The sequence below is a fragment of the Nocardioides sp. GXQ0305 genome (assembly GCF_050880345.1).
GTDB lineage: Bacteria > Actinomycetota > Actinomycetes > Propionibacteriales > Nocardioidaceae > Nocardioides.
In genome coordinates this window covers 1-20,143 of the sequence record NZ_JBNYXG010000010.1, presented here as the reverse complement: position 1 = coordinate 20,143, position 20,143 = coordinate 1, and the positions used below count along the sequence as shown (strand labels likewise).

Genomic DNA, 20,143 nt, shown 5'->3' with positions numbered 1-20,143 from the left:
CGGTGGCGTGCTCGTGGAGGGTCAGCAGGTCTGCGAGAGGGTGGAGCCGACCCGGCGCCGGCGTACGTGGAGCTGGGTCGGGATCCGGTCACGCATCTCGGCGACGTGGCTGACCACGCCCACCACGCGGCCGCCGTCACGCAGCGAGTCGAGGGTGTCGAGGACCTGGTCGAGGGTCTCGGCGTCGAGCGCACCGAAGCCCTCGTCGACGAAGAGCGTGTCGAGGTCGGACCCGCCGGCCTCGTGCGCGATCACGTCGGCGAGGCCGAGCGCGAGCGCCAGCGAGACCACGAACGTCTCGCCACCGGACAGCGTCGCCGGGTCGCGGGACTCACCGGTCCAGTCGTCGCGCACCCGCAGGCTCAGCCCGCCACGGGTCTCACCGACCCCTCGTCGACCGCTGTGGGTCAGGGCGTAGCGATGGTCGAACATCCGCGCCAGCCGCTCGTTGGCGGCGTCGACGACCTGGCCGAGCCGGGCGGCGAGCACGTAGGCGGAGAGCCGCATCCGGAGCCGGTTGTCCGGCGAGGTGCCGTCGGCGAGGGAGGCCATCCGCTCGGCGACCGCCAGCGCCTCGCGCGCGGGGGCCCAGGCGGCGAGGGCGGTGGCGAGGTCGCCGCGGAGCCGCTGGAGGCGCGTCTGGGTCCGCTCGGCCACCGCCGCGGCCGCCCGGGCGCGGGTCAGCCGGTCGTGGAGCCGGGCGTGGTCGTCGGCCAGCGTGTCGAGGTCGGGGGCCGCAGCGGCCGCGGCCGTCTCGAGCTCGGGGTCGGCGAGGGCCTCGGTCACCGCGGCGACGGCGGCCTCGTGGTCGCGGACCTCTCGCTCTACGCGTTCGAGGAGGAGGGCCGGCAGGGCGACCGCCCGGGTGGCGGCCTCGTCGGGGAGGCCACGGGCGGCAGCGGCCTCGCGCGCGCGGGTGGCCGCCTCCGTGGCGTGCTGCCGAGCCCGGTCGCGGGCGGTCTCGGCCGCCAGGGCGTCGCGGCAGGAGGCGGCGACGGCGTCGAGGTGGTCGGCGAGCGCGGTCACGGTGTCGTGACCGGTGCCGGCCAGCAGGTCGGTGAGCTCGGCGGTGAGCCGCTCGGCGCGGGACCCGAGGTCTGCGGCGCGCGCCTCGAGCGCAGCCTGCTCGGCCACCAGGGCAGAACGTCGTTCGACCACACCTGCGAGCTCGGCCTCGAGGGCTTCCCGGTCGCGGGTCGCAGCAGCCAGGGTCGCGGCGTCCGCCTCGAGGACCGCCAGGGCCTCTGCGGCCGCGGCGTGCTCGCGCTCCAGCACCGGCACGGCGCGGTCGCCGGCCCGCTCGCGCGCCAGGTCGAGCCGGGTCTGCAGGTCCTGGACCGCGAGGGCGCGGGCATGGCGCTCGGCCTCGGCGTCGTCGACCGAACGTCTCGCCGCCCGCTCGGCGACGAGGTCGGGTGCGCCGGCCGACGGCCGCGCGGGGTGGGGATGGTCGGCCGACCCGCACACGGGACAGCTGGCCCCGACCGCGAGGGCACCGGCGATCTCGGCGGCCATGCCCGAGAGCCGCAGCTCCTGGATCCGGAGCCACTCCTCGCGGAGCTCCTGGGCGGTGTCGACCGAGGCCCGGTGGAGCGCCTCCGCCTCGGCCCGCTCCGCCTCCAGCCGGACCACGGCGCGGGCGTGGCCGAGGCGTTCGGCAGCGGTCGTCGCGTCGTGCCGGGCCGCGGAGAGGCGGTCACCGGCTCGGGTGGCGGCGCTCTCGGCGGTCCGCGCCCGGGACAGCTCGTCGGGCAGGACGGCGGCGCGCTGGTCGAGCTCGGCCAGCCGGACGTCGGTGTCGCCGCGGCGGGCCGCGGCCTCGTCGAGGGCCGCGCCGAGCGTCGCGAGCTCGGCGACGTGGGGCTCGCGTGCGCGGGCGTCCGCCGCGGCAGTGGTCGCTTCGTGGGCGGTGGCCGTGAGGTCTCCGGAGCCCACGGGGCGCCCCGCCAGCTCCCGGACCGCGTCGTGGGCGGCCCTGGCGGCCGCGTCGGCCTCCGCCGCCAGATGTGCGTCGCGGCCGGCCTCGTCCCACAGCGGGATCACTCCTGCGGCCCGGCGCGCGGCCTCGAGCACCGAGACGCGGGCGAGGTGGGCATCGCGACTCGCCGCGAGGGAGCGCGCCCGCGCCTGGGCACGGGCGTGACGCTGCTGTCGGTCGGCGAGGGTGCGGGCGGCGTCGAGTTCCGACCGGGCGGAGCGCTCCGCCGCGACGGCTGCGTCGACCGCGGCGGCGGCCTCGGACGAGGTGGCGGCGGCCTCGGCGCGGACGCGGTCGGCCCACGGCCCCACGGCCTCGGCGACCGGGCGCAGGTCGTGGGGGTCCCACGCGTCGGGCAGTGGACGACCGGCCGCCTCGCTCACCCGCCCGACCACGCCGGTGACCGCCTCGTGTGCGCGCTCCGCGTCGCGGCGCAGCGCCCGGCGGCGGTCGCGCAGCCACTGCTCGACGTCCTCGAAGCGGGAGGTGCGGAAGAGCCGCTGGAGCAGCCGGTGGCGCTCGTCGGAGTCGGCGCGCAGGAACGCCTGGAACCGACCCTGCGGCAGCAGCTGGACCTGGCAGAACTGGCTGAGCGTGAGGCCGAGCAGCTCGGACACCAGGTGTCCGGCCTCGTCGAGGCGGGTGGCCCGGGTGACCCAGCTGCCCTCGACGCGCTCGGTGAGCCTCACCGAGGCCTGCTGGCGGGTGGTACCCGTGCCGCGCTTGCGGGGTCGGTCCCAGGCGGGGGAACGGACGATCCGGAACCGGCGGCCCGACACCGACAGCTCCAGGGTCACCGCGGGCGCGACCCCGGGCGCGGCGTGGTCGGAGCGCAGCCGCTTGGCGCCCTGGCGGTCGCCGGGCACGGCACCGTAGAGCGCGAAGCAGACCGCGTCGAGGACGCTGGTCTTGCCGGCGCCGGTGGCACCGGTGAGCAGGAAGAGCCCACCCTCGGACAGGGCGTCGAAGTCGACCGCGACCCGCTCGGCGAACGGCCCGAAGGCCACCACCTCGAGGTGGTGGAGCCTCATCCGGTCACCTCCGAGAGGAGGGTGTCGACGTCGGGGTCGTCGCCGCAGGCGTCGCACGCGAGCCGGAGCAGCGCGGACTCCTCGGTCGACGCGGCCCGTCCGCGGAGGTCGGTGACGAAGTCGAGGGTCACGTCGTGGTCGGAACGGCCCCGCAACCGGGCCGTCGGCGTGGCGCTGGCCGCGGGCCGATCGGGCTCGAGGAGCAGGGCGAGGGTGTGGGGGAACCGGGACCGGAGCCGCTCCATGGCGCGCTCCGGGCGTACGGCGTCGGTGAGCGTGACCTGGAGCCAGGCGTCCTCGTGGTCGACGAGGGCCGGGTCGGCCAGCAGCGCGTCGAGCTCGCCGCGCAGGACCCGCAGCCGGCGGGGGACCGGCGCGTCGACGAACTCCGCGGTCGCCAGGCCGTCTGCACCGAGCTCGACGAGCCACGAACCCTTGCGCTGGTCGGCCTCGGAGAAGGAGTAGGCGAGCGGCGAACCGCTGTAGCGCACGGCGTCGCTGACCGCGTGGGGGCCGTGGAGGTGTCCGAGCGCGGTGTAGTCGATCCCGTCGAACACCTCCGCGGACACCATCGACACCCCGCCCACGCTGATGTCGCGCTCGGAGTCGCTGGGGCGGCAACCAGCCACGAAGGCGTGCGCCATCACGACCGAGCGGGTGCCCGCCGGGCGCCGGGAGAGGTCGGTGCGGACCCGGGCCATGGCCGCGCCCAGGGCGGCCTCGTGGGAGCGGCCGGGCAGCTGCCACGGCTCGCGCAGCAGGTCGGGGTCGAGGTAGGGCAGTCCGTAGACCGCGACCGGGCCGTGCTCGTCGTCGAGGAGCACGGGGGTGCCCACGGCGGCGGCGTCGGTGCGGACGTGGACGCCGGCGGCGTCCATCAGCCGGGAGCCGAACCCGAGGCGCTGGGCGCTGTCGTGGTTGCCGCTGGTGACGACCACGCGCGCCCGCGAGCGGGCCAGTCGCGCGAAGGCCTCGTCGGCCAGCGCCACGGCGTCGACCTGGGGGAGCGCGCGGTCGTAGACGTCACCGGAGACGACGACGAGGTCGACCCGCTGGGACTCGACGACGTCGAGCAGGTGGTCGACCCAGGTCGCCTGGGCACCGAGCAGCCCCTCGCGGTGGAAGGACCGCCCGAGGTGCCAGTCGGAGGTGTGGAGGATCCGCACGGGACGACGGTAGGTGCGGGCGCCGACAGGGCCGGGGACCCACGCCGCGCCGTCCCGCGCGGACCAGACCGGCTACGCGGTCAGCCCTGGGGGGCCAGGGCGAACTCCACGCGGCCCTCCTGGTCGACGCTGGCGTCGAGGACCTTGTCGTCGAGCTCGTCCGCCGCGCTGCCGTCGAGGTAGACGGTGGCGCCGTCGAACTCCACGACCGCGTCGCCCGGCTCGGCGTCCGCGGCCGGGGCGACGTCGAAGGACGGGGGCTGGGTCTCGTCCGTGGGGATCGCGGTGATCCGCAGGCCGTTGGCCTCCGGGATCTGGTCGGCGATGCCCTTGACGACGGTGCTGGCGTTCTCGGTGAGGGTGAGCATGACGCTCGCTTCCTGGTTCGAGTGCAGTACGTCCTCCACCGTGTCGTACCAGAGCCCCGGACTCAAACCGGGTTCACGCATAGCGGACGGAGCGGTCCGCGCGGGTGAAGCCCCACAGGCCCAGCCCGGCCTCGCGGGCCAGCGCCACCGCCAGGGACGTCGGCGCCCCCACGGCCACCAGGGACCCGACGCCGGCCGCCACCGCCTTCTGCGCGAGCTCGAAGCCCGCCCGGCCGCTGACCACCAGCACCGCCTCGGCGGGGGACGTGCCACCGAGCACCCGGGCACCCGTCACCTTGTCGACCGCGTTGTGCCGGCCGACGTCCTCCCGTACGACGAGCAGCTCACCCTCGGCCGTCGCCAGCGCGGCCGCGTGGACCCCGCCGGTCTCGCCGAACACCGGTTGCGCCTCGCGCAACCGGTCGGGGAGCTCGCGCACCACGGCCGGGTCCGGCAGGGGACCGCTCCAGCGCGTGGCCCGCGGAGTCGCCAGCGCGTCCTCGACCGAGTCCTTGCCGCAGACCCCGCAGGCCGAGGACCCGGTCGAGGCCGCCACGTGGCGGTGACCGACGTCCCGCTCCGGCGCGGCCGCGAGCGTGGCGGTCACGACGTTGTACTCCTGCTGGGGCGTGAGGTCCTCGTCGGTGCAGTAGGCCACGGTGTGCAGCCCGTCGGTGGCCGTGACGCCCTCGTGGACCAGCCACCCGGCCGCCAGCTCGAAGTCGTGTCCGGGGGTGCGCATCGTGACCCACACCCGCCGGGCCGGAGCGCCCGGCCAGGCCAGCCGGATCTCCAGTGGCTCCTCCGCGGCGACCCGGTCCTCCCGGGCGCGGAGCGCGTCGCCCGCGTGCTCCTCGGTGGTGAGCCGGAGCGTGGGGCCCGGGCGCTCGGAGTGGATCACCCTGCCAGCCTAGATCGCCGGGTGGTCGACACCAGCCGCCCAGCCGTGGCAACCGATCAGGCAGGTCGCGCGTGGTACGCGTGAACGGGGGCGCTCGCCTCCTCTCGAGAGGGAGATCCGCACATGCACACACGGTCAGCGCGCAGCCGGGGAGTCGCTGCCATCGTCGCGAGCCTGGCGCTGCTCGGCAGCGGCGCCGCGATCTCGGGGACGCCGGCGCAGGCGGTGCCTCCCGTCGAGGACTGCGCCGAGGCGCTGCCGGTCGCGGACGTCACGAAGGGGATGGCCGTCGACGGGTTGACCGTGACCGAGGGCACCGAGCCGGAGTCGTTCAGCGGCGAGGTGCTGGGCGTGCTCGGCGACGGCATCGCGCCGGGCGTCGACATGATCCTGGCCGACATGTCCTCGACCGAGATCGACCGGGTCGGCATCTGGCAGGGCATGTCCGGCTCGCCGGTCTACGACGCCGAGGGGAACCTGCTCGGCGCCGTCGCCTACGGCATGTCGTGGGGTCCGTCGTCGGTCGCCGGCATCACGCCCTACGAGCAGATGGACGACTACATGCCCGCGGAGGCCGCGCCCGAGGTCCGCGTGCCCGCCGGGGTGGCCCGCACGATCGCCGCGCGGACCGACGTGACGGCCCGGCAGGCGAGCGAGGGGCTGGAGCGGCTGCGGGTGCCGCTGACCATCAACGGCATCAGCCAGCAGCGACTGGACAAGGTCCGGAACGCCGAGCGTGGCGACTACCTCCACGGGCGCGGCCGCGCCGGCACCCTCGTGGGGGCCACGGCCGGCGCTGCGGCCGACCCGTCGTCGATCAAGGACGGCGGCAACCTCGGCGCCGCCCTCTCCTACGGCACCATCACCGCCGGTGGTGTCGGCACCGTCACCGACCGCTGCGGTGACCAGGTGGTCGGGTTCGGCCACCCGATGATGTTCAGCGGTCCGACCTCCCTCGGGCTGATGCCCGCCGACGCCCTCTACATCCAGGAGGACTCGCTGGGTGCGGGCTACAAGGTCGCCAACCTGGCCTCCCCGGCCGGCACCATCACCCAGGACCGGCTGACCGGCATCACCGGCGCCGTGGGGGAACCGCCGTCCGAGGTCGACATCGCGTCGAACGTGACGTACGGCTCGCGGGAGCGCGAGGGCCTGAGCCACTCCCTGTCGCAGGACTGGAACGCCGACGTCACGCTCATGCAGGTCCTGTCGCTGCACGACGTCACGATCGACGCCATCCAGCCCGGCTCGGAGACGGCCGGCGTCACCATCACCGGCACCTCGGGTGGCGAGGAGTTCACCGTCGAGAGCGAGGACCGCTACGTGTCCGACTTCGACATCGCCTTCGAGGGCCTCTGGTCGCTCGCCGACCTGGTCTACATCGTGTCCGGCCTCGACGACGTGCAGATCACCTCGATCAGCACCGACGCCGAGGTCACCGACAGCACCGACACCCTCCGGATCGGGAAGGTGCAGCAGCGCCGCGGCGGGAAGTGGACCACCGTCAACCGGCGCAACCCGGCGCGCACCAGCGGTGGCGGGATGCTCGTGCTGCGGGTCGAGCTCAAGGGCCCCGACGGCGCCCAGTGGCTCGCCCAGCACGTCCGGGTGCCGGCCAAGGCGAAGCGGACGGGCCGGCTCCAGGTGGTCGGCGGCTCGTGGACCTGGAACGACGCGCTGTTCGGCGCCGACTCGGTCGAGCAGGTCCAGAAGGCTCTGGCCGGCGACGTCCGCAACGACGAGGTGCAGACGCGGCTGGACTTCTGGGCCGGCAGGGACAACGTCTCCAAGCGGGTCACCAGCGAGCCGCAGGACCTCGTCGTCCGGGGCCACCGGTCAGCGTCCGTCGTCGTCCGTCGCTGAGCTCGGGGGTCTGCACGGGGGTCGGGAGCACTCCTTCCGGCCCCCGTGGTCCGTCCCCGGCGCCACGTCGTCGCTGTGCTCGGCCTGAGCCTCTCCGACCGGCGCCGCAGGCGCTCTGGCAGGCTGGTCGCATGGCCGACCAGCGCGACACGTTCCGCTCGATCGAGCTCACCAAGATCGGCGAGGCTCGGTGGAAGGCGACCAACGTCCGGGGCGGTGAGACGTTCGTGGGCGGCGGGGGAGACGACCCCGACTTCACCCCCCTGGAGCTGTTGCTCGCCGCCATCGCGGCGTGCAGCGCCGCCGACGTCGACGCGATCACCCGCAAGCGGGCGGAGGCGGAGTCGTTCACCGTCACCACGAGCGGCGACAAGGTCCGCGACGACCTCGGCAACCACCTGGTCAACCTGACGGTCACCCTCGACGTGACCTTCCCGGAGGGGGAGGGGGGCGACGCCGCCCGTGCGGCGCTGCCGCGCTCCGTGGCCCAGACGCGTGACCGGCTGTGCACGGTGGGCCGCACCGTCCAGGTCGGCGCGCCGATCGACTACCGACTGGCGGGTGAGTGAGGGTCAGCCGACGGTCGCCGACTCGATGACCACCTCGGACGCCGGGGGACCGTCGGCCTGTCCTCCCTGGACGCCCTCCTCGGCCACCGCGCGGACCAGGTCGACACTGGTGTCGTCCAGCGTCCCGAACACCGTGTAGCTCGGTGGGAGCTCGGTGTCCTCGTAGACGAGGAAGAACTGCGACCCGTTGGTGTCCGGCCCGGCGTTGGCCATCGCCACGGTGCCCGCCGGGTAGGTCTCCTCACCGCTCAGCTCGTCGTCGAAGGAGTAGCCGGGGCCCTGGCTGCCGGTGCCGCTCGGGTCACCGCACTGCAGCACGAAGATGCCCTGCGTGGTCAGCCGGTGGCACGGTGTCTGGTCGAAGTAGCCCTGCTCGATCAGCGACACGAACGAGTGGACGGTGCACGGCGCCGCCTTCGCGTCGAGGGTGGCCCCGATGTCACCCTGGTTGGTCGCCAGGGTGACGTCGACCTCGCCGGTGGCCGGTGCCTCCGACGAGGGCGGGTCGACCTCCTTGGCCGGCGTCTGGCCGTCCTCGGTGTACGTGCAGTCCGTGGTCGGACCGGAAGGGCTCGACGTCGAGTCCGTCGACTCCTGCGCGGTGCCGTCGTCGGTGCCGCAGGCGGCAAGGCCGGCGACGAGCACCAGGACGGCAGGGAGGGACAGCAGGCGCACCATGGCGCCGATGCTAGGACAGGCCCGGGGCCCGTCGGCGCCGGGCTCGCGGCCCTGGGCGGCCGACGTAGGGTCGGGCCCATGGCGAGAGCGTGGTTCGCCGCGCTGGCGGCGTTCGTGCTGCTCGCTCCTGCGTGCGCGGCGGAGCGGGGGGAGCGGCGGGCCGACCGGGGGCCGACCGGTCCGGAGACCCGGGCCGTGGAGCCCCGGGTCGTGGAGCCGGGTGCCGTGGTGGAGGCGGAGCCGAGCGGCCCCGAGCCCAGCGACGGACGCCCTGCCCGGGCGGTGGTCTCGATCCCGGCCCTCGACCTGCGCGGACTCACCGTGGTGCCGTACCGCGGCCGGACCGACGACGCCCGCGGGACCCTGATCCAGAACGGCGGCGACGCCGCCAGTCCCCACGGGCCGCGGGGCGGGACCGGTCCGGGCGGGATCGGCAACTACCAGGTGACCGGCCACCGGCTCTCGTCGACGATGCCGTTCCGCCACCTGCCGGGACTCCAGCGCGGCGACGAGGTGCGGGTGAACGTGGGGGAGACCCGTTATGTCTACTCGATCGTGGGCACCCGGTGGACCTCGTTCCGCTCGCCACGGTCGTTGGCGGAGCAGCGCGCCGCGGTCCCGGGCCGACCCGGTGTCGAGCCTCGTCGCGCGATGATCACGTTGTCGACGTGCGCGACCATCGAGGACCACGCCGCCGGCAACTTCTGGGCCGACGAGTTCGACAACCCCGAGCACCGGATCGACAAGATCGGCGTGCTGGAGCGGGTGACCGCGCTGGATCGGGGATAGGTTCCCGCCCATGGACATGTTGCGGGGCCACCAGATCGCCGAGGCGGACCTCACCGAGTGGCGCAAGCTGGCCCAGGGACTGCACGCCCGCTACGTGGTGGACGACTTCGGCACCGGCGCCCGGTTCGTCACAGCCGTGGGCGAGGCGGGCGACGTGCTCGGCCACCACCCGACGGTGTCGCTCGGCGAACGGTACGTCGACCTCAAGCTGGTCAGTGACGATGCCGTCTTCCGCGACGACGAGGGGACCGAGCACGTCGTGCAGTGGGTGACCCAGCAGGACGTCGACCTGGCGCGGCGGATCACCGGGATCGCCGCCGACCACGGGATCGCCGCCGACCCCGCCTCGGTCAGTGACCTCGAGCTCGGCCTCGACACCGCACGCTCGGCGACGATCGCCCCGGTGTGGGCCGCCCTGCTGACCGGGAGTGCCGAGTCCCAGGGCCGCGGGACCCCCAGCGACGAGATCCGGGACGCCACCCGGCGGGTGCCGAACCTGTGGTTCGGGGACGCCGACGAAGCCGAGGGCCCACGACAGCGGTTCCACGTCGAGGTCTACGTGGCGCCCGAGGTCGCCGGGCAACGGATCGCCGCCGCAGTGGCCGCGGGTGGCACCGTCGTCGACGACAGCGACGCGCCGTCGCTCACCGTGATCGCCGACCCGGACGGCAACGAGGGAGTCGTCTGCGTCGACGTGTCCGCTGCCAGGCAAGCCTGACCGGGTCGACCACGGCGACGGGGAAGGGGCCTCATCCGGGCGCCGCGCCTCGTCCCGGCCTGTCCTGGCTTGTATTGACATAATGTCGCTTATCGGCGCATTCACCGGGAGGGCGAGCACCGCAAGGTGCAGGGGTGGCCCGGATCCGGGACGTCATCCGGTCTGCGCGCCCTGACGGCCGATTCGTATGACGTCCCGGTGTGGACCACGATCGGACTCGAAGAACCCCAGCACGTGCTCGGCGCAGGCGGCTGCCCAGAGCGCCAGCGCATGGTGGTCCGGATCGGTGAGCGTCCCGCCGCGCCTCACCGTCACCAGGCGCGGGTCCCGGACCTTCGGGAGGATCACGGCAGCCTCCAGAGGAGCAGCGGAGTGCCCAACCTAGCCGCGGCGCCCGACCAGCACACCGCAGGCGTCGCGCGCGGGGCGCTCCACCCGCTACCTTGAGGCGCCAGGCGTGGGATCAGCGGAGGGGGCTGCACCATGCGCGTGCTCTGTGCCGACGCGATCGGCGACTCGACGGTCACCGACCTCGAGGCGCACGGTCACGAGTGCGTCGTGGAGGCCGGGCTGCAGGCGGCCGACCTGGCGGAGCGTCTCGACGGGTACGACGTGCTGGTGGTGCGCAGCACCCGCGTCGGGCACGAGGTGTTCGAGCAGGCCCGGGGTCTCGCACTGGTGATCCGGGCCGGCGCCGGGACCAACACCATCGACACCGACGCGGCCGCCGCCCGTGGCGTCGTGGTCGCCAACGTGCCGGGCCGGAACGCGGCCGCCGTGGCGGAGCTGACCCTCGGCCTGCTGCTCGCCGTCGACCGGCGCATCGTCGACGCCACCGTCGACCTCCGGGCGGGCCGGTGGAACAAGAAGGAGTACGGCAAGGCCGACGGACTGCTCGGCTCCACGATGGGCATCCTCGGGCTCGGCTCGATCGGGCTCCTGGTGGCCGAGCGGGCCCGGGCCTTCGGGGTCGACCTGCTGGCGGTGGACAAGCCCGGACGCAGCGACGAGACGCTCGCCAGGGTCGAGGAGCTCCGGATCGAGCTGCGCCCCTCCCTCGCCGACCTGCTTCCCGATTGCGACGTCGTGTCGCTCCACCTGCCGGCGCGCCCGGACACGGTCGGCCTGGTCGATCGCGACTTCCTGGGCCGGATGCGGTCGGGCGCCGTACTGCTGAACACGTCGCGGGGCGAGCTCGTCGACGAGGCAGCCCTGCTGGAGGCGCTGGACGAGAAGGGGCTCCGGGCGGGCCTCGACGTGATGGCCGACGAGCCCGGCACCGGGACCGCCGAGTGGACCTCCCGGCTCGCCCAGCACCCCCGCGTCGTCGGCACCCACCACATCGGCGCCTCCACCCGGCAGGCGCAGGAGGCCATCGGCGCCGGCGTCGTGGAGATCATCGACGCCTTCGCCCAGGGCGAGACCGTGAACGCCGTCAACCTCACGCCCCGCCGGTTCGGCTCGGTCACGCTCACCGTGCGGCACCTCGACCGGGTGGGCGTCCTCGCCCGGGTCCTGGAACGGCTGAGCCGCGACCGGCTCAACGTCGAGCAGATGCACAACCGCGTCTTCCAGGGCGGCGAGGCGGCCGTCGCGACGATCGACGTCGCCGGTGCGCTGCCCGACGAGCTGCTCGCCGACGTGGCCGGCCTGCCCGACGTCCTCGGGGTCTCGGTGGCGGCGATCGACGACCCCACCTGACCGCGGCCGGACTACGTGGCCACGTAGTCCGCCAGGTGCTCCCCCGTGAGCGTGGACCGCTTCGCGACCAGGTCGGCGGGCGTCCCCTCGAAGACGACGAGCCCTCCGTCGTGGCCGGCCCCCGGCCCGAGGTCGATGATCCAGTCGGCGTGCGCCATCACGGCCTGGTGGTGCTCGATCACGATCACCGACTTGCCGGCGTCTACGAGCCGGTCGAGCAGCGCGAGCAGGTTCTCCACGTCGGCGAGGTGCAGGCCGGTGGTGGGCTCGTCGAGGATGTAGACGTCCCCCTTCTCCCCCATCTGGGTCGCCAGCTTGAGCCGCTGCCGCTCGCCCCCGGACAGGGTCGTCAGCGGCTGGCCGAGCGAGAGGTAGCCGAGCCCGACGTCGGCGAGCCGCTCGAGGACCTTCGCCGCGGCGGGGAGCTTCGCGTCACCCTCGCGGAAGAGCGCCAGCGCGTCCTCGACCGACATCTCGTGCACCTCGGCGATGTCCTTGCCGCTCAGCGTGTACTCGAGGACCTCCGCCTTGAACCGCCGGCCCTCGCACTCCTCGCAGGGCGACTCCACGGTGGCCATCGGGCCCAGCTCGGTGAAGATCACCCCCGCGCCGTTGCAGGTGGTGCAGGCGCCCTCGGAGTTGGAGCTGAACAGCGCCGGCTTCACGCCGTTCGCCTTGGCGAAGGCCTTGCGGATCGGCTCGAGCAGCCCGGTGTACGTCGCCGGGTTGCTGCGCCGCGACCCCTTGATGGCGCCCTGGTCGATGACGATGACCTCCTCGCGCCCGGCCAGCGAGCCGTGGATCAGCGAGCTCTTGCCGGAGCCGGCCACGCCGGTGACGACGGTCAGCAGCCCGAGCGGGACGTCGACGTCGACGTCGCGCAGGTTGTTGGTCGCCGCCCCCCGCACCTCGAGCTGTCCGGTCGCGGTGCGGACCGAGTCCTTGAGCCGGGCCCGGTCGTCGAGGTGCTTGCCGGTGATCGTCCCGCTGGTGCTGAGCCCGGCGACGTCCCCCTCGAAGCAGATCGTGCCGCCGGCCGATCCCGCCGCGGGGCCGAGGTCGACGACGTGGTCGGCGATCGCGATGGTCTCGGGCTTGTGCTCGACGACGAGCACCGTGTTGCCCTTGTCGCGCAGCTGGAGCAGCAGGTTGTTCATCCGCTGGATGTCGTGCGGGTGGAGCCCGATCGTGGGCTCGTCGAAGACGTAGGTGACGTCGGTGAGCGACGACCCGAGGTGGCGGATCATCTTCGTGCGCTGCGCCTCTCCCCCCGACAGGGTGCCCGCCGGCCGGTCGAGCGAGAGATAGCCCAAGCCGATCTCGGAGAAGGAGTCGAGCAGGTGCTGGAGGCCCTTGAGCAGCGGCGCGACCGACGGCTCGTCGAGGTCGCGCACCCAGTCGGCGAGGTCGCTGATCTGCATCGCGCACAGGTCGGCGATCGACTTGCCGTTGACCTTCGACTTCCGCGCCTCCGGGGTGAGTCGCGTGCCGTCGCAGTCCGGGCAGGTCTGGAAGGTCACGGCCCGCTCCACGAAGCGGCGTACGTGCGGCTGCATCGCCTCGGGGTCCTTGGACAGCATCGACTTCTGGATCTGCGGGATGATCCCGTTGAAGGTGAGGTTGACCCCCTCGACCTTGATCTTGGTGGGCTCCGACCACAGCATCGTCTCGAGCTGCTTCTTCGTGAACGACCGGATCGGCTTGTCCATCGGCAGGCCCATGCCCTGGAACAGCCGGCCGTACCACCCGTCCATGGAGTACCCGGGCACCGTCAGCGCGCCCTCCGACAGCGACTTGTCCTCGTCGTAGAGCGCCGTCCGGTCGATGTCGTTGACCTTGCCCATGCCCTCGCAGCGGGGGCACATGCCGCCGAGGTAGACCTCCTGCCGGGCGATCCGGCGCTCGGTGCGGCCGCCCTTCTCCGTGGTCATCATCCCGCTGGCCTTGCGGGTCGGGACGTTGAAGGAGTACGCCGTCGGCGGGCCGACGTAGGGGTCGCCGAGCCGGCTGTAGAGGATCCGGAGCATGGCGTTGGCGTCGGTCGCGGTGCCGACCGTCGAGCGCGGGTTGGCGCCCATCCGCTCCTGGTCGACGATGATGGCCGTGGTCAGGCCCTCGAGGTGGTCGACCTCCGGGCGGGCGAGCGTCGGCATGAAGCCCTGCACGAAGGCGCTGTAGGTCTCGTTGATCATCCGCTGCGACTCGGCGGCGATGGTGGCGAAGACGAGCGAGCTCTTGCCCGACCCGGACACCCCGGTGAAGACCGTCATCCGCCGCTTCGGCAGCTCGACGCTGACGTCCTTCAGGTTGTTCTCCCGGGCTCCCTGCACCCGGATCAGGTCGTGGCTGTCGGCGGCGTGCGCCGACCCCACCGTCGTGCCCTTGGTCATGCTCTCCCTCTCTCGTCCCCGCCCCGGGTCCCCCGGCGCTGTGCCCTTGGTCGGTGTGGCCCGCTCAGGCCATCTCCTGGATGCGGACCATGTTGCCCGCGGGATCGCGGACCGCGCAGTCGCGCATCCCCCACGGCTGGTCCGTCGGCTCCTGAACGATCTCGATGTCGCTGGCCTGCAGCTGGTCGAAGGTCGTCTCCAGGTCGGGAGTGGCCAGCATGATGCTGGCGTAGGTGCCCTTGGCCATCATCTCGGCGATCGTGCGGCGCTCGTCCTCGGTGATGCCCGGGTCGGCGCCCGGCGGGTGGAGCACGATGTTGACGCTCGGCTGGCCGGGCGGACCGACGGTGAGCCAGCGCATCCCCTCGTAGCCCACGTCGTTGCGCAGCTCGAAGCCGAGCACGTCGCGGTAGAAGGAGAGCGCCGCCTCGGGGTCGTCCTGCGGCAGGAAGGTGGTGTGGATGCTGATGTCCATGGCGACCACGCTAGGGGCGTCCCACGAGCGGCGCTTCTCGATTCCTGACCGGTCGGGTGACCTTGCTGGTCTCGCAGGAGGGCACGCCGGCCATCTCCTGCTGCGCGACCTTGCGGTAGTCGCTGGGCGGCATCCCGACCAGCTCGGCGAAGCGGGTGCTGAAGGTGCCGAGCGAGGAGCACCCGACCTCGAAGCAGACCTCGGTCACGCTCAGGTCGCCCCGCCGCAGCAGTGCCATCGCCCGCTCGATCCGGCGGGTCATCAGGTAGGAGTACGGCGACTCGCCGTACGCGAGCCGGAACTGCCGGCTGAGGTGGCCGGCCGACATGTGCACCCCGCGGGCGAGTGCCTCGACGTCGAGCGGCTGGGCGTGGTCGCGGTCGATCCGGTCCCGCACGCGGCGCAGCCGCGCGAGGTCGCGCAGGTGCTGCTCCGCAGCCGGTCCACCGGTCACAGGCAGATCGTGCCACGCGGGACCCGGCCGATGCAGCGCGACGCGAGGTGCTAGGAACGGGCCATGTCGTACGACGTCGCAGCCGTCCGGTCCCACTACCCCGCGCTGGCCTCCGGCGAGGCGTTCTTCGACGGCCCCGGTGGCACCCAGGTGCCACAGGCGGTGGTCGACGCCGTGAGCCGCACGCTGGCGGGACCGCTGTCGAACCGCAGCCCGCTCTCGGCGCCGCAACGGGCGGCCGGCGAGGCCGTGGACGCGTGCCGCGCGGCGCTCGGCGACCTGCTGGCGGCTGACCCGGGCGGCATCGTGTTCGGCCGCAGCATGACCGCGCTCACCTACGACCTCTCCCGCACCCTCGCGCAGGGATGGGGACCCGGCGACGAGGTCGTCGTCTCCCGTCTGGACCACGACGCCAACGTCCGGCCGTGGGTGCAGGCGGCCGAGCGCGCGGGGGCGACGGTAGGGTGGATCGAGTTCGACCGGTCGACGACCGAGCTCGGGGTCGACCACCTCGAGGCCGTGCTCGGCGAGCGCACCCGGCTGGTGGCGCTGACCGCTGCCTCCAACATCCTGGGCACCCGACCCGACGTCCCGGCGCTGGCGGCCCGGGTCCACGCGGCGGGCGCGCTGCTGTTCGTCGACGGGGTGCACCACGCGTCCCACTGCGCGGTAGACGTCGGAGCGCTGGGCGCCGACTTCTACGCCTGCTCCCCCTACAAGTTCGGGGGGCCGCACTGCGGCGTGCTCGCCGCGGCGCCGAGCCTCCTCGAGCAGCTGCACCCCGACAAGCTGGCGCCCTCCACCGACGACGTCCCCGAGCGCTTCGAGCTCGGCACCCTCCCCTACGAGCTGATGGCCGGGACCACGGCCGCGGTCGACTTCCTGGCGTCCCTCGACCCGACCGGGGCGTCGTCGCGCCGGGACCGGCTGGTGGCGGCGTACGCCGCGATCGAGGCCCACGAGGACGTGCTGCGCGCCCGGATCGAGGCCGCGCTGCACGACCGCGCCGACATCACCGTGTGGTCGCGCGCCGCCGAGCGCACCTCGACGCTCTTCTTCACGATCGAGGGGCACCGACCCGAGGCGGTGCACGCCGCCCTGGGCGAGCGCGGGATCAGCGTGTCGTCGGGCGACTGCTACGCGTGGGAGCCGTGCCGCGCGCTGGGCCTGGGCGCCGAGGGCGCGGTGCGCGTCGGCCTGGCGCCGTACAACGACGACGACGACGTCGACCGGCTGCTGGAGGCCCTCCCCGGGCCGATCGGCTGAACCCGATGACCCGCCCGGCCCGACCGGACTAGTCAGGTCGGGTCAACTTCGTCGTGTCCTGCCACGCCCGGTGCTCGACCCCGCCTAGCGTCGTCACCAGCAGCACACCCGAACCCGAGGAACCACCATGTGGGACACCGTCGACACCAGCGGCACCCGGTTGAGCCACGACATGCCGTGTCCGCGCTGCGGGCACGGGCGCCACACCTACCTCGCGTGCTCCGACACCTGCTCGTGCCGGCCCGACGTGGTGACCGACCAGCTCACCGCCTGATCGGGAGGTCGACCTCCGCCACGGTGCGGAGCCTCGGCCGGTCCGTCGGCCGGCCCTCGACGTCGCCCGCGAGCCACCGCAGGTGCACCCGGTCGGGCTCGCGCACCTCCAGGACCGCCAGGTTGTTGTCGTACCAGGGGCCCCGGTCCAGCTCCCACGCCAGCGGACTCGCCGGCACCTTGGCCGCTCGCGCCAGTCGCTGGACGCCACGGGCCAGCCGCCTCCTGGCCCCCAGCGTCGTGACCCGCTCCATGCCCCGCGGCAGCGGGTTGCGGATCGGGGAGCAGACCGCCTGCACGATGTCGCTCTCGGCCCGCAGGTCGGTGACCGCCGGGTCCGCCCACGCGGTGGCCACGTAGCTGTGGTGGACGTCGCCGGACAGGAAGGTGATGGTGGACGGCGCCCGGCCGCGCCGGCCGGCCGCGACCTCGAGCACCATCCGCGCGACCTCGCGGAAGCCCTGCTGGAACGCTGCCCAGTGCTCCAGGTCGATCGCCTGTCGCAGCCGTTCGCCCAGCCCCGCGACCCGCTGCCCCCAGGCGCCCTGGCACACCCCCTCGCTGAACGCCTCCGCGTGGTGGAGGCCGGGGGCGAGCAGGAACGGCAGCGACGTACCGATCAGCACGTGGTCGACGTCGCCCTGCAGGTGACCGTCGAGCCACGCCATCTCGGTCCGGTCGAGGATCGACCGCGCGTCCGGCTCGAGCACCCGTGCCGCGCGGGAGTCCACCACGACGAGGCGGACCTGGTCGCCGAAGTCGCGGGCGAAGCTCCAGCGGTAGCAGTCGGGCTGCTCGTCGGCCTTCTCGGCCATCGCGTCGAGCTCGGTGGTGAGGTCCAGCTCCTCGTCGCCGTCCCAGGAGGCGACCCGCTGCCACAGCACGTCCTCGGCCCTCGCGGCAGGGCTCAGGTTGCCGAGGTGCTGGTAGACCCAGTACGAGGCGAGTCCGCCGACGATGCGGTCGTGCCACCACGGCTTCTCCGCCATCTGCTGCCGCCAGGTCCAGCTGGTGTTCCAGTCGTCGCGGATGTCGTGGTCGTCGAAGATCATCGCGCTCGGCAGGGTGGACAGCAGCCAGCGGTTGGCCGGGTCGCACCACGCGATCCGGTAGAGGTGGGCGTACTCCTCGAAGTCCTTCAGCTCCTCCCCCGGCGGCTCGTCGATGCTGCGGCGTGAGGCGATGAACTCCTGCATCTCGTCACTGGTCTCGTCGGCGTACACCTGGTCGCCGAGGAACAGCACCAGGTCCGGCCACCGCTCGCTGTCGTCGGTGGCCATGTGCAGCGCGTACGAGCGGAGCGCGTCGACGCCGAAGGCGCGGGTGCCGGCCTCGTCGTGGGGCACGCTGACGCGGCAGGAGCCGAAGGCCATCCGCAGTGGCTTCCCGGGCTTGAAGGTCGGGATCAGGGACGGGGGGAACTCCGACCCCTGCTCCGGCCACACCGTCTCGCCCTCCAGGCTCACGGTGTAGGGGATGTGCGCGCCGGGCTCCAGCCCGTCGAGCTCGACCAGGGCGTAGTGGTGGCCGTGGGCCGCGAACGTCCGGGCGGTCGCCACGTGGTCCCCCGCGGTCACCGTCACCACCGCGGCGTCCGACACCTCGACCCAGATCGAGGCCGAGGTCTCGTCGACGTACCGCAGCAGCGGGCCGAGCACGAGCGTCGTCATGGCGTGATCCTTGCACGCGGGGGCGGGCCGCGAGGCCGTCGATCGTGCGGTCGCGCGGGTCGGCGGGTAGCGTGCGGAGCAGTCCCCCTCTCCCTCGGTCTCACCTCCGCGCGGCGGATTTGTGCTATCTCATATCTGAGATACCGTGACGAGCATGACCCAGGACTACAAGGGCCGCATCGGCAACCTGATCCGGGACGCGCGCAAGCACCGCGGGCTCACCCAGCAGGCGCTGGCCGAGCGACTGTCCACCAGTCAGAGCGCCATCAACCGCATCGAGAAGGGGCACCAGAACCTCTCCCTGGAGATGCTGGCCCGGATCGGGACCGCGCTGGACTCCGAGATCGTCGCGCTCGGCGCCGGGCCCACCCACCTCCGGGTCACCGGGCCCACCACGCTCTCGGGCAGCATCGCGGTCAAGACCTCCAAGAACGCCGGGGTCGCGCTGCTCTGTGCGTCACTCCTCAACCGGGGCCGCACCACGCTGCGCAAGGTCGCGCGGATCGAGGAGGTCAACCGGCTGCTCGAGGTCCTCGACAGCCTCGGGGTGCACACCCGCTGGCTCAACGACGACAACGACCTCGAGATCGTCCCGCCGGCCGAGCTCGACCTGTCCAACATCGACGTCACCGCGGCCCGCCGTACCCGGTCGGTGATCATGTTCCTCGGCCCGCTGCTCCACCGCGCCGAGACCTTCGAGCTCCCCTATGCGGGCGGCTGCAACCTCGGCACCCGCACGGTCGAGCCCCACATGACCGCCCTCCGGCCGTTCGGTCTCGAGGTCAAGGCCACCGAGGGCAGCTACCACGCCCAGGTCGAGTCGCAGCTCGCGCCCGCGCGTCCGATCGTGCTCACCGAGCGCGGCGACACCGTGACCGAGAACGCGCTGATGGCCGCCGCGCTCCACCCCGGCACCACCGTGATCCGCAACGCCTCGTCCAACTACATGGTCCAGGACCTCTGCTTCTACCTGCAGCGGCTCGGCGTCCGGGTCGACGGCATCGGCAGCACCACCCTCACCGTGACCGGTTGCGAGCAGATCGACGTCGACGTCGACTACGCTCCCGCCGAGGACCCGATCGAGGCGATGTCGCTGCTCGCGGCGGCCATCGTCACCGGGTCCCAGATCACCATCGAGCGGGTGCCGATCGAGTTCCTCGAGATCGAGCTGGCGCTGCTGGAGGAGATGGGCTTCCACTACCAGCGCTCCGAGGAGTACGTCGCCCGCAACGGGCACACCCGGCTGATCGACCTGACGACGTTCCCGAGCGTGCTGCATGCGCCGCTGGACAAGATCCACCCGATGCCGTTCCCGGGCCTCAACATCGACAACCTGCCGTTCTTCGCGGTGATCGCCGCGGTGGCGACCGGCCAGACCCTGCTGCACGACTGGGTCTACGAGAACCGGGCGATCTACCTCACCGACCTCAACAAGCTCGGCGCCCAGGTCAAGCTGCTCGACCCGCACCGGGTGCTGGTCGAGGGCCCGAGCAGCTTCACCGGCACCGAGATGATGTGCCCGCCCGCGCTCCGGCCGGCGGTGGTGCTGCTGCTGGCGATGCTGGCCGCCAAGGGCACCTCGGTGCTGCGGTCGACGTACGTCATCCACCGCGGCTACGAGGACCTCGCCGAGCGCCTCAACCAGCTCGGCGCCAACATCGAGACCTTCCGGGACATCTGAGCGAGCAGGGACCGGGCGAGGAACGAGCTCGGTCCCGTCGCGAGCGAAGGTTGAGGAGGTCGCGGCCGACCCCGAGCGCAGCGGAGGGGCCGGCCTGTGGGCTCAACCTTGAGTGCAACGCCTTGACATGATCGAGGTGTTGCAGATGGCTCGTCCTCCGTGGCCGTGTGAG

The 20,143-nt window shown here is 73.2% G+C and carries 18 protein-coding genes; 8 read left to right on the top strand and 10 right to left on the bottom strand.

Translation table 11 applies throughout. The annotated features are described in order from the left end of the window. Positions 1-21 precede the first annotated feature (21 nt). The 4 genes from ACQ1X7_RS19235 to ACQ1X7_RS19220 all read right to left on the bottom strand — a co-directional run bounded on the left by ACQ1X7_RS19235 (position 22) and on the right by ACQ1X7_RS19220 (position 5,444). Positions 22-3,009, bottom strand: coding sequence for an AAA family ATPase (locus tag ACQ1X7_RS19235; protein WP_432479854.1), 2,988 nt, complete (start codon positions 3,007-3,009; stop codon positions 22-24). Then, complete coding sequence (locus tag ACQ1X7_RS19230; RefSeq protein WP_432479853.1) at positions 3,006-4,175, bottom strand: exonuclease SbcCD subunit D; 1,170 nt, start codon at positions 4,173-4,175, stop codon at positions 3,006-3,008. The genes ACQ1X7_RS19235 and ACQ1X7_RS19230 overlap by 4 nt, the downstream gene beginning before the upstream one ends. 80 nt (positions 4,176-4,255) lie before the next feature. Next, a complete protein-coding gene (locus tag ACQ1X7_RS19225; RefSeq protein WP_432479852.1) occupies positions 4,256-4,543 on the bottom strand; it encodes a Fe-S cluster assembly protein HesB in 288 nt (95 codons plus the stop codon). Positions 4,544-4,616: 73 nt separating this feature from the next. Beyond that, the gene (locus ACQ1X7_RS19220) at positions 4,617-5,444 is read right to left on the bottom strand and encodes a formate dehydrogenase accessory sulfurtransferase FdhD (RefSeq protein WP_432479851.1); all 828 of its coding nucleotides are present in this window, start codon (positions 5,442-5,444) and stop codon (positions 4,617-4,619) included. A gap of 123 nt (positions 5,445-5,567) precedes the next feature. Here ACQ1X7_RS19220 and ACQ1X7_RS19215 point away from each other — a divergent pair, with 123 nt between their 5' ends. Further along, a complete protein-coding gene (locus ACQ1X7_RS19215) occupies positions 5,568-7,307 on the top strand; it encodes a hypothetical protein (protein ID WP_432479850.1) in 1,740 nt (579 codons plus the stop codon). A gap of 131 nt (positions 7,308-7,438) precedes the next feature. After that, positions 7,439-7,876, top strand: coding sequence for an OsmC family protein (locus tag ACQ1X7_RS19210; protein ID WP_432479849.1), 438 nt, complete (start codon positions 7,439-7,441; stop codon positions 7,874-7,876). Between the two features lie 3 nt (positions 7,877-7,879). Here ACQ1X7_RS19210 and ACQ1X7_RS19205 read toward each other — a convergent pair whose 3' ends face one another. Next, positions 7,880-8,554, bottom strand: coding sequence for a peptidylprolyl isomerase (locus ACQ1X7_RS19205; RefSeq protein WP_432479848.1), 675 nt, complete (start codon positions 8,552-8,554; stop codon positions 7,880-7,882). A gap of 78 nt (positions 8,555-8,632) precedes the next feature. On the opposite strand from ACQ1X7_RS19205, the gene ACQ1X7_RS19200 reads away from it, so the two are divergent. Both ACQ1X7_RS19200 and ACQ1X7_RS19195 read left to right on the top strand, forming a co-directional pair. Continuing rightward, positions 8,633-9,343: a sortase domain-containing protein gene (locus tag ACQ1X7_RS19200; RefSeq protein WP_432479847.1), complete on the top strand. Its 711-nt coding sequence runs from the start codon at positions 8,633-8,635 to the stop codon at positions 9,341-9,343. Between the two features lie 10 nt (positions 9,344-9,353). Then, positions 9,354-10,061, top strand: coding sequence for a 4a-hydroxytetrahydrobiopterin dehydratase (locus ACQ1X7_RS19195; protein ID WP_432479846.1), 708 nt, complete (start codon positions 9,354-9,356; stop codon positions 10,059-10,061). A 153-nt stretch (positions 10,062-10,214) separates the two neighbouring features. On the opposite strand, the gene ACQ1X7_RS19190 is transcribed toward ACQ1X7_RS19195, so the two are convergent. Beyond that, on the bottom strand, positions 10,215-10,409 hold the full coding sequence (locus tag ACQ1X7_RS19190) for a hypothetical protein (protein WP_432479845.1): 195 nt from the start codon (positions 10,407-10,409) through the stop codon (positions 10,215-10,217). 135 nt (positions 10,410-10,544) lie between these two features. Between ACQ1X7_RS19190 and ACQ1X7_RS19185 the strand changes: the two genes are divergently transcribed. Continuing rightward, positions 10,545-11,762, top strand: coding sequence for an NAD(P)-dependent oxidoreductase (locus tag ACQ1X7_RS19185; protein WP_432479844.1), 1,218 nt, complete (start codon positions 10,545-10,547; stop codon positions 11,760-11,762). Between the two features lie 11 nt (positions 11,763-11,773). On the opposite strand, the gene ACQ1X7_RS19180 is transcribed toward ACQ1X7_RS19185, so the two are convergent. The 3 genes from ACQ1X7_RS19180 to ACQ1X7_RS19170 all read right to left on the bottom strand — a co-directional run bounded on the left by ACQ1X7_RS19180 (position 11,774) and on the right by ACQ1X7_RS19170 (position 15,081). Continuing rightward, positions 11,774-14,152, bottom strand: a complete 2,379-nt coding sequence (locus ACQ1X7_RS19180; RefSeq protein ID WP_432479843.1) for an ATP-binding cassette domain-containing protein — start codon at positions 14,150-14,152, stop codon at positions 11,774-11,776. Between the two features lie 64 nt (positions 14,153-14,216). After that, complete coding sequence (locus ACQ1X7_RS19175) at positions 14,217-14,627, bottom strand: VOC family protein (protein WP_432479842.1); 411 nt, start codon at positions 14,625-14,627, stop codon at positions 14,217-14,219. Between the two features lie 10 nt (positions 14,628-14,637). Continuing rightward, positions 14,638-15,081, bottom strand: a complete 444-nt coding sequence (locus ACQ1X7_RS19170; RefSeq protein ID WP_432479841.1) for a helix-turn-helix transcriptional regulator — start codon at positions 15,079-15,081, stop codon at positions 14,638-14,640. Between the two features lie 63 nt (positions 15,082-15,144). On the opposite strand from ACQ1X7_RS19170, the gene ACQ1X7_RS19165 reads away from it, so the two are divergent. Both ACQ1X7_RS19165 and ACQ1X7_RS19160 read left to right on the top strand, forming a co-directional pair. Next, positions 15,145-16,347, top strand: a complete 1,203-nt coding sequence (locus ACQ1X7_RS19165; RefSeq protein ID WP_432479840.1) for a cysteine desulfurase-like protein — start codon at positions 15,145-15,147, stop codon at positions 16,345-16,347. Between the two features lie 127 nt (positions 16,348-16,474). Next, positions 16,475-16,621 (top strand): hypothetical protein, encoded by a 147-nt coding sequence (locus tag ACQ1X7_RS19160; RefSeq protein WP_432479839.1) that lies wholly within the window; start codon positions 16,475-16,477, stop codon positions 16,619-16,621. Here the strand turns inward: ACQ1X7_RS19160 and ACQ1X7_RS19155 are convergent. After that, positions 16,611-18,290: an alkaline phosphatase D family protein gene (locus tag ACQ1X7_RS19155; protein ID WP_432479838.1), complete on the bottom strand. Its 1,680-nt coding sequence runs from the start codon at positions 18,288-18,290 to the stop codon at positions 16,611-16,613. The two genes, ACQ1X7_RS19160 and ACQ1X7_RS19155, sit on opposite strands and share 11 nt — an antisense overlap. 154 nt (positions 18,291-18,444) lie before the next feature. On the opposite strand from ACQ1X7_RS19155, the gene ACQ1X7_RS19150 reads away from it, so the two are divergent. Continuing rightward, the gene (locus tag ACQ1X7_RS19150) at positions 18,445-19,971 is read left to right on the top strand and encodes a helix-turn-helix domain-containing protein (protein ID WP_432479837.1); all 1,527 of its coding nucleotides are present in this window, start codon (positions 18,445-18,447) and stop codon (positions 19,969-19,971) included. Positions 19,972-20,143 lie beyond the last annotated feature (172 nt).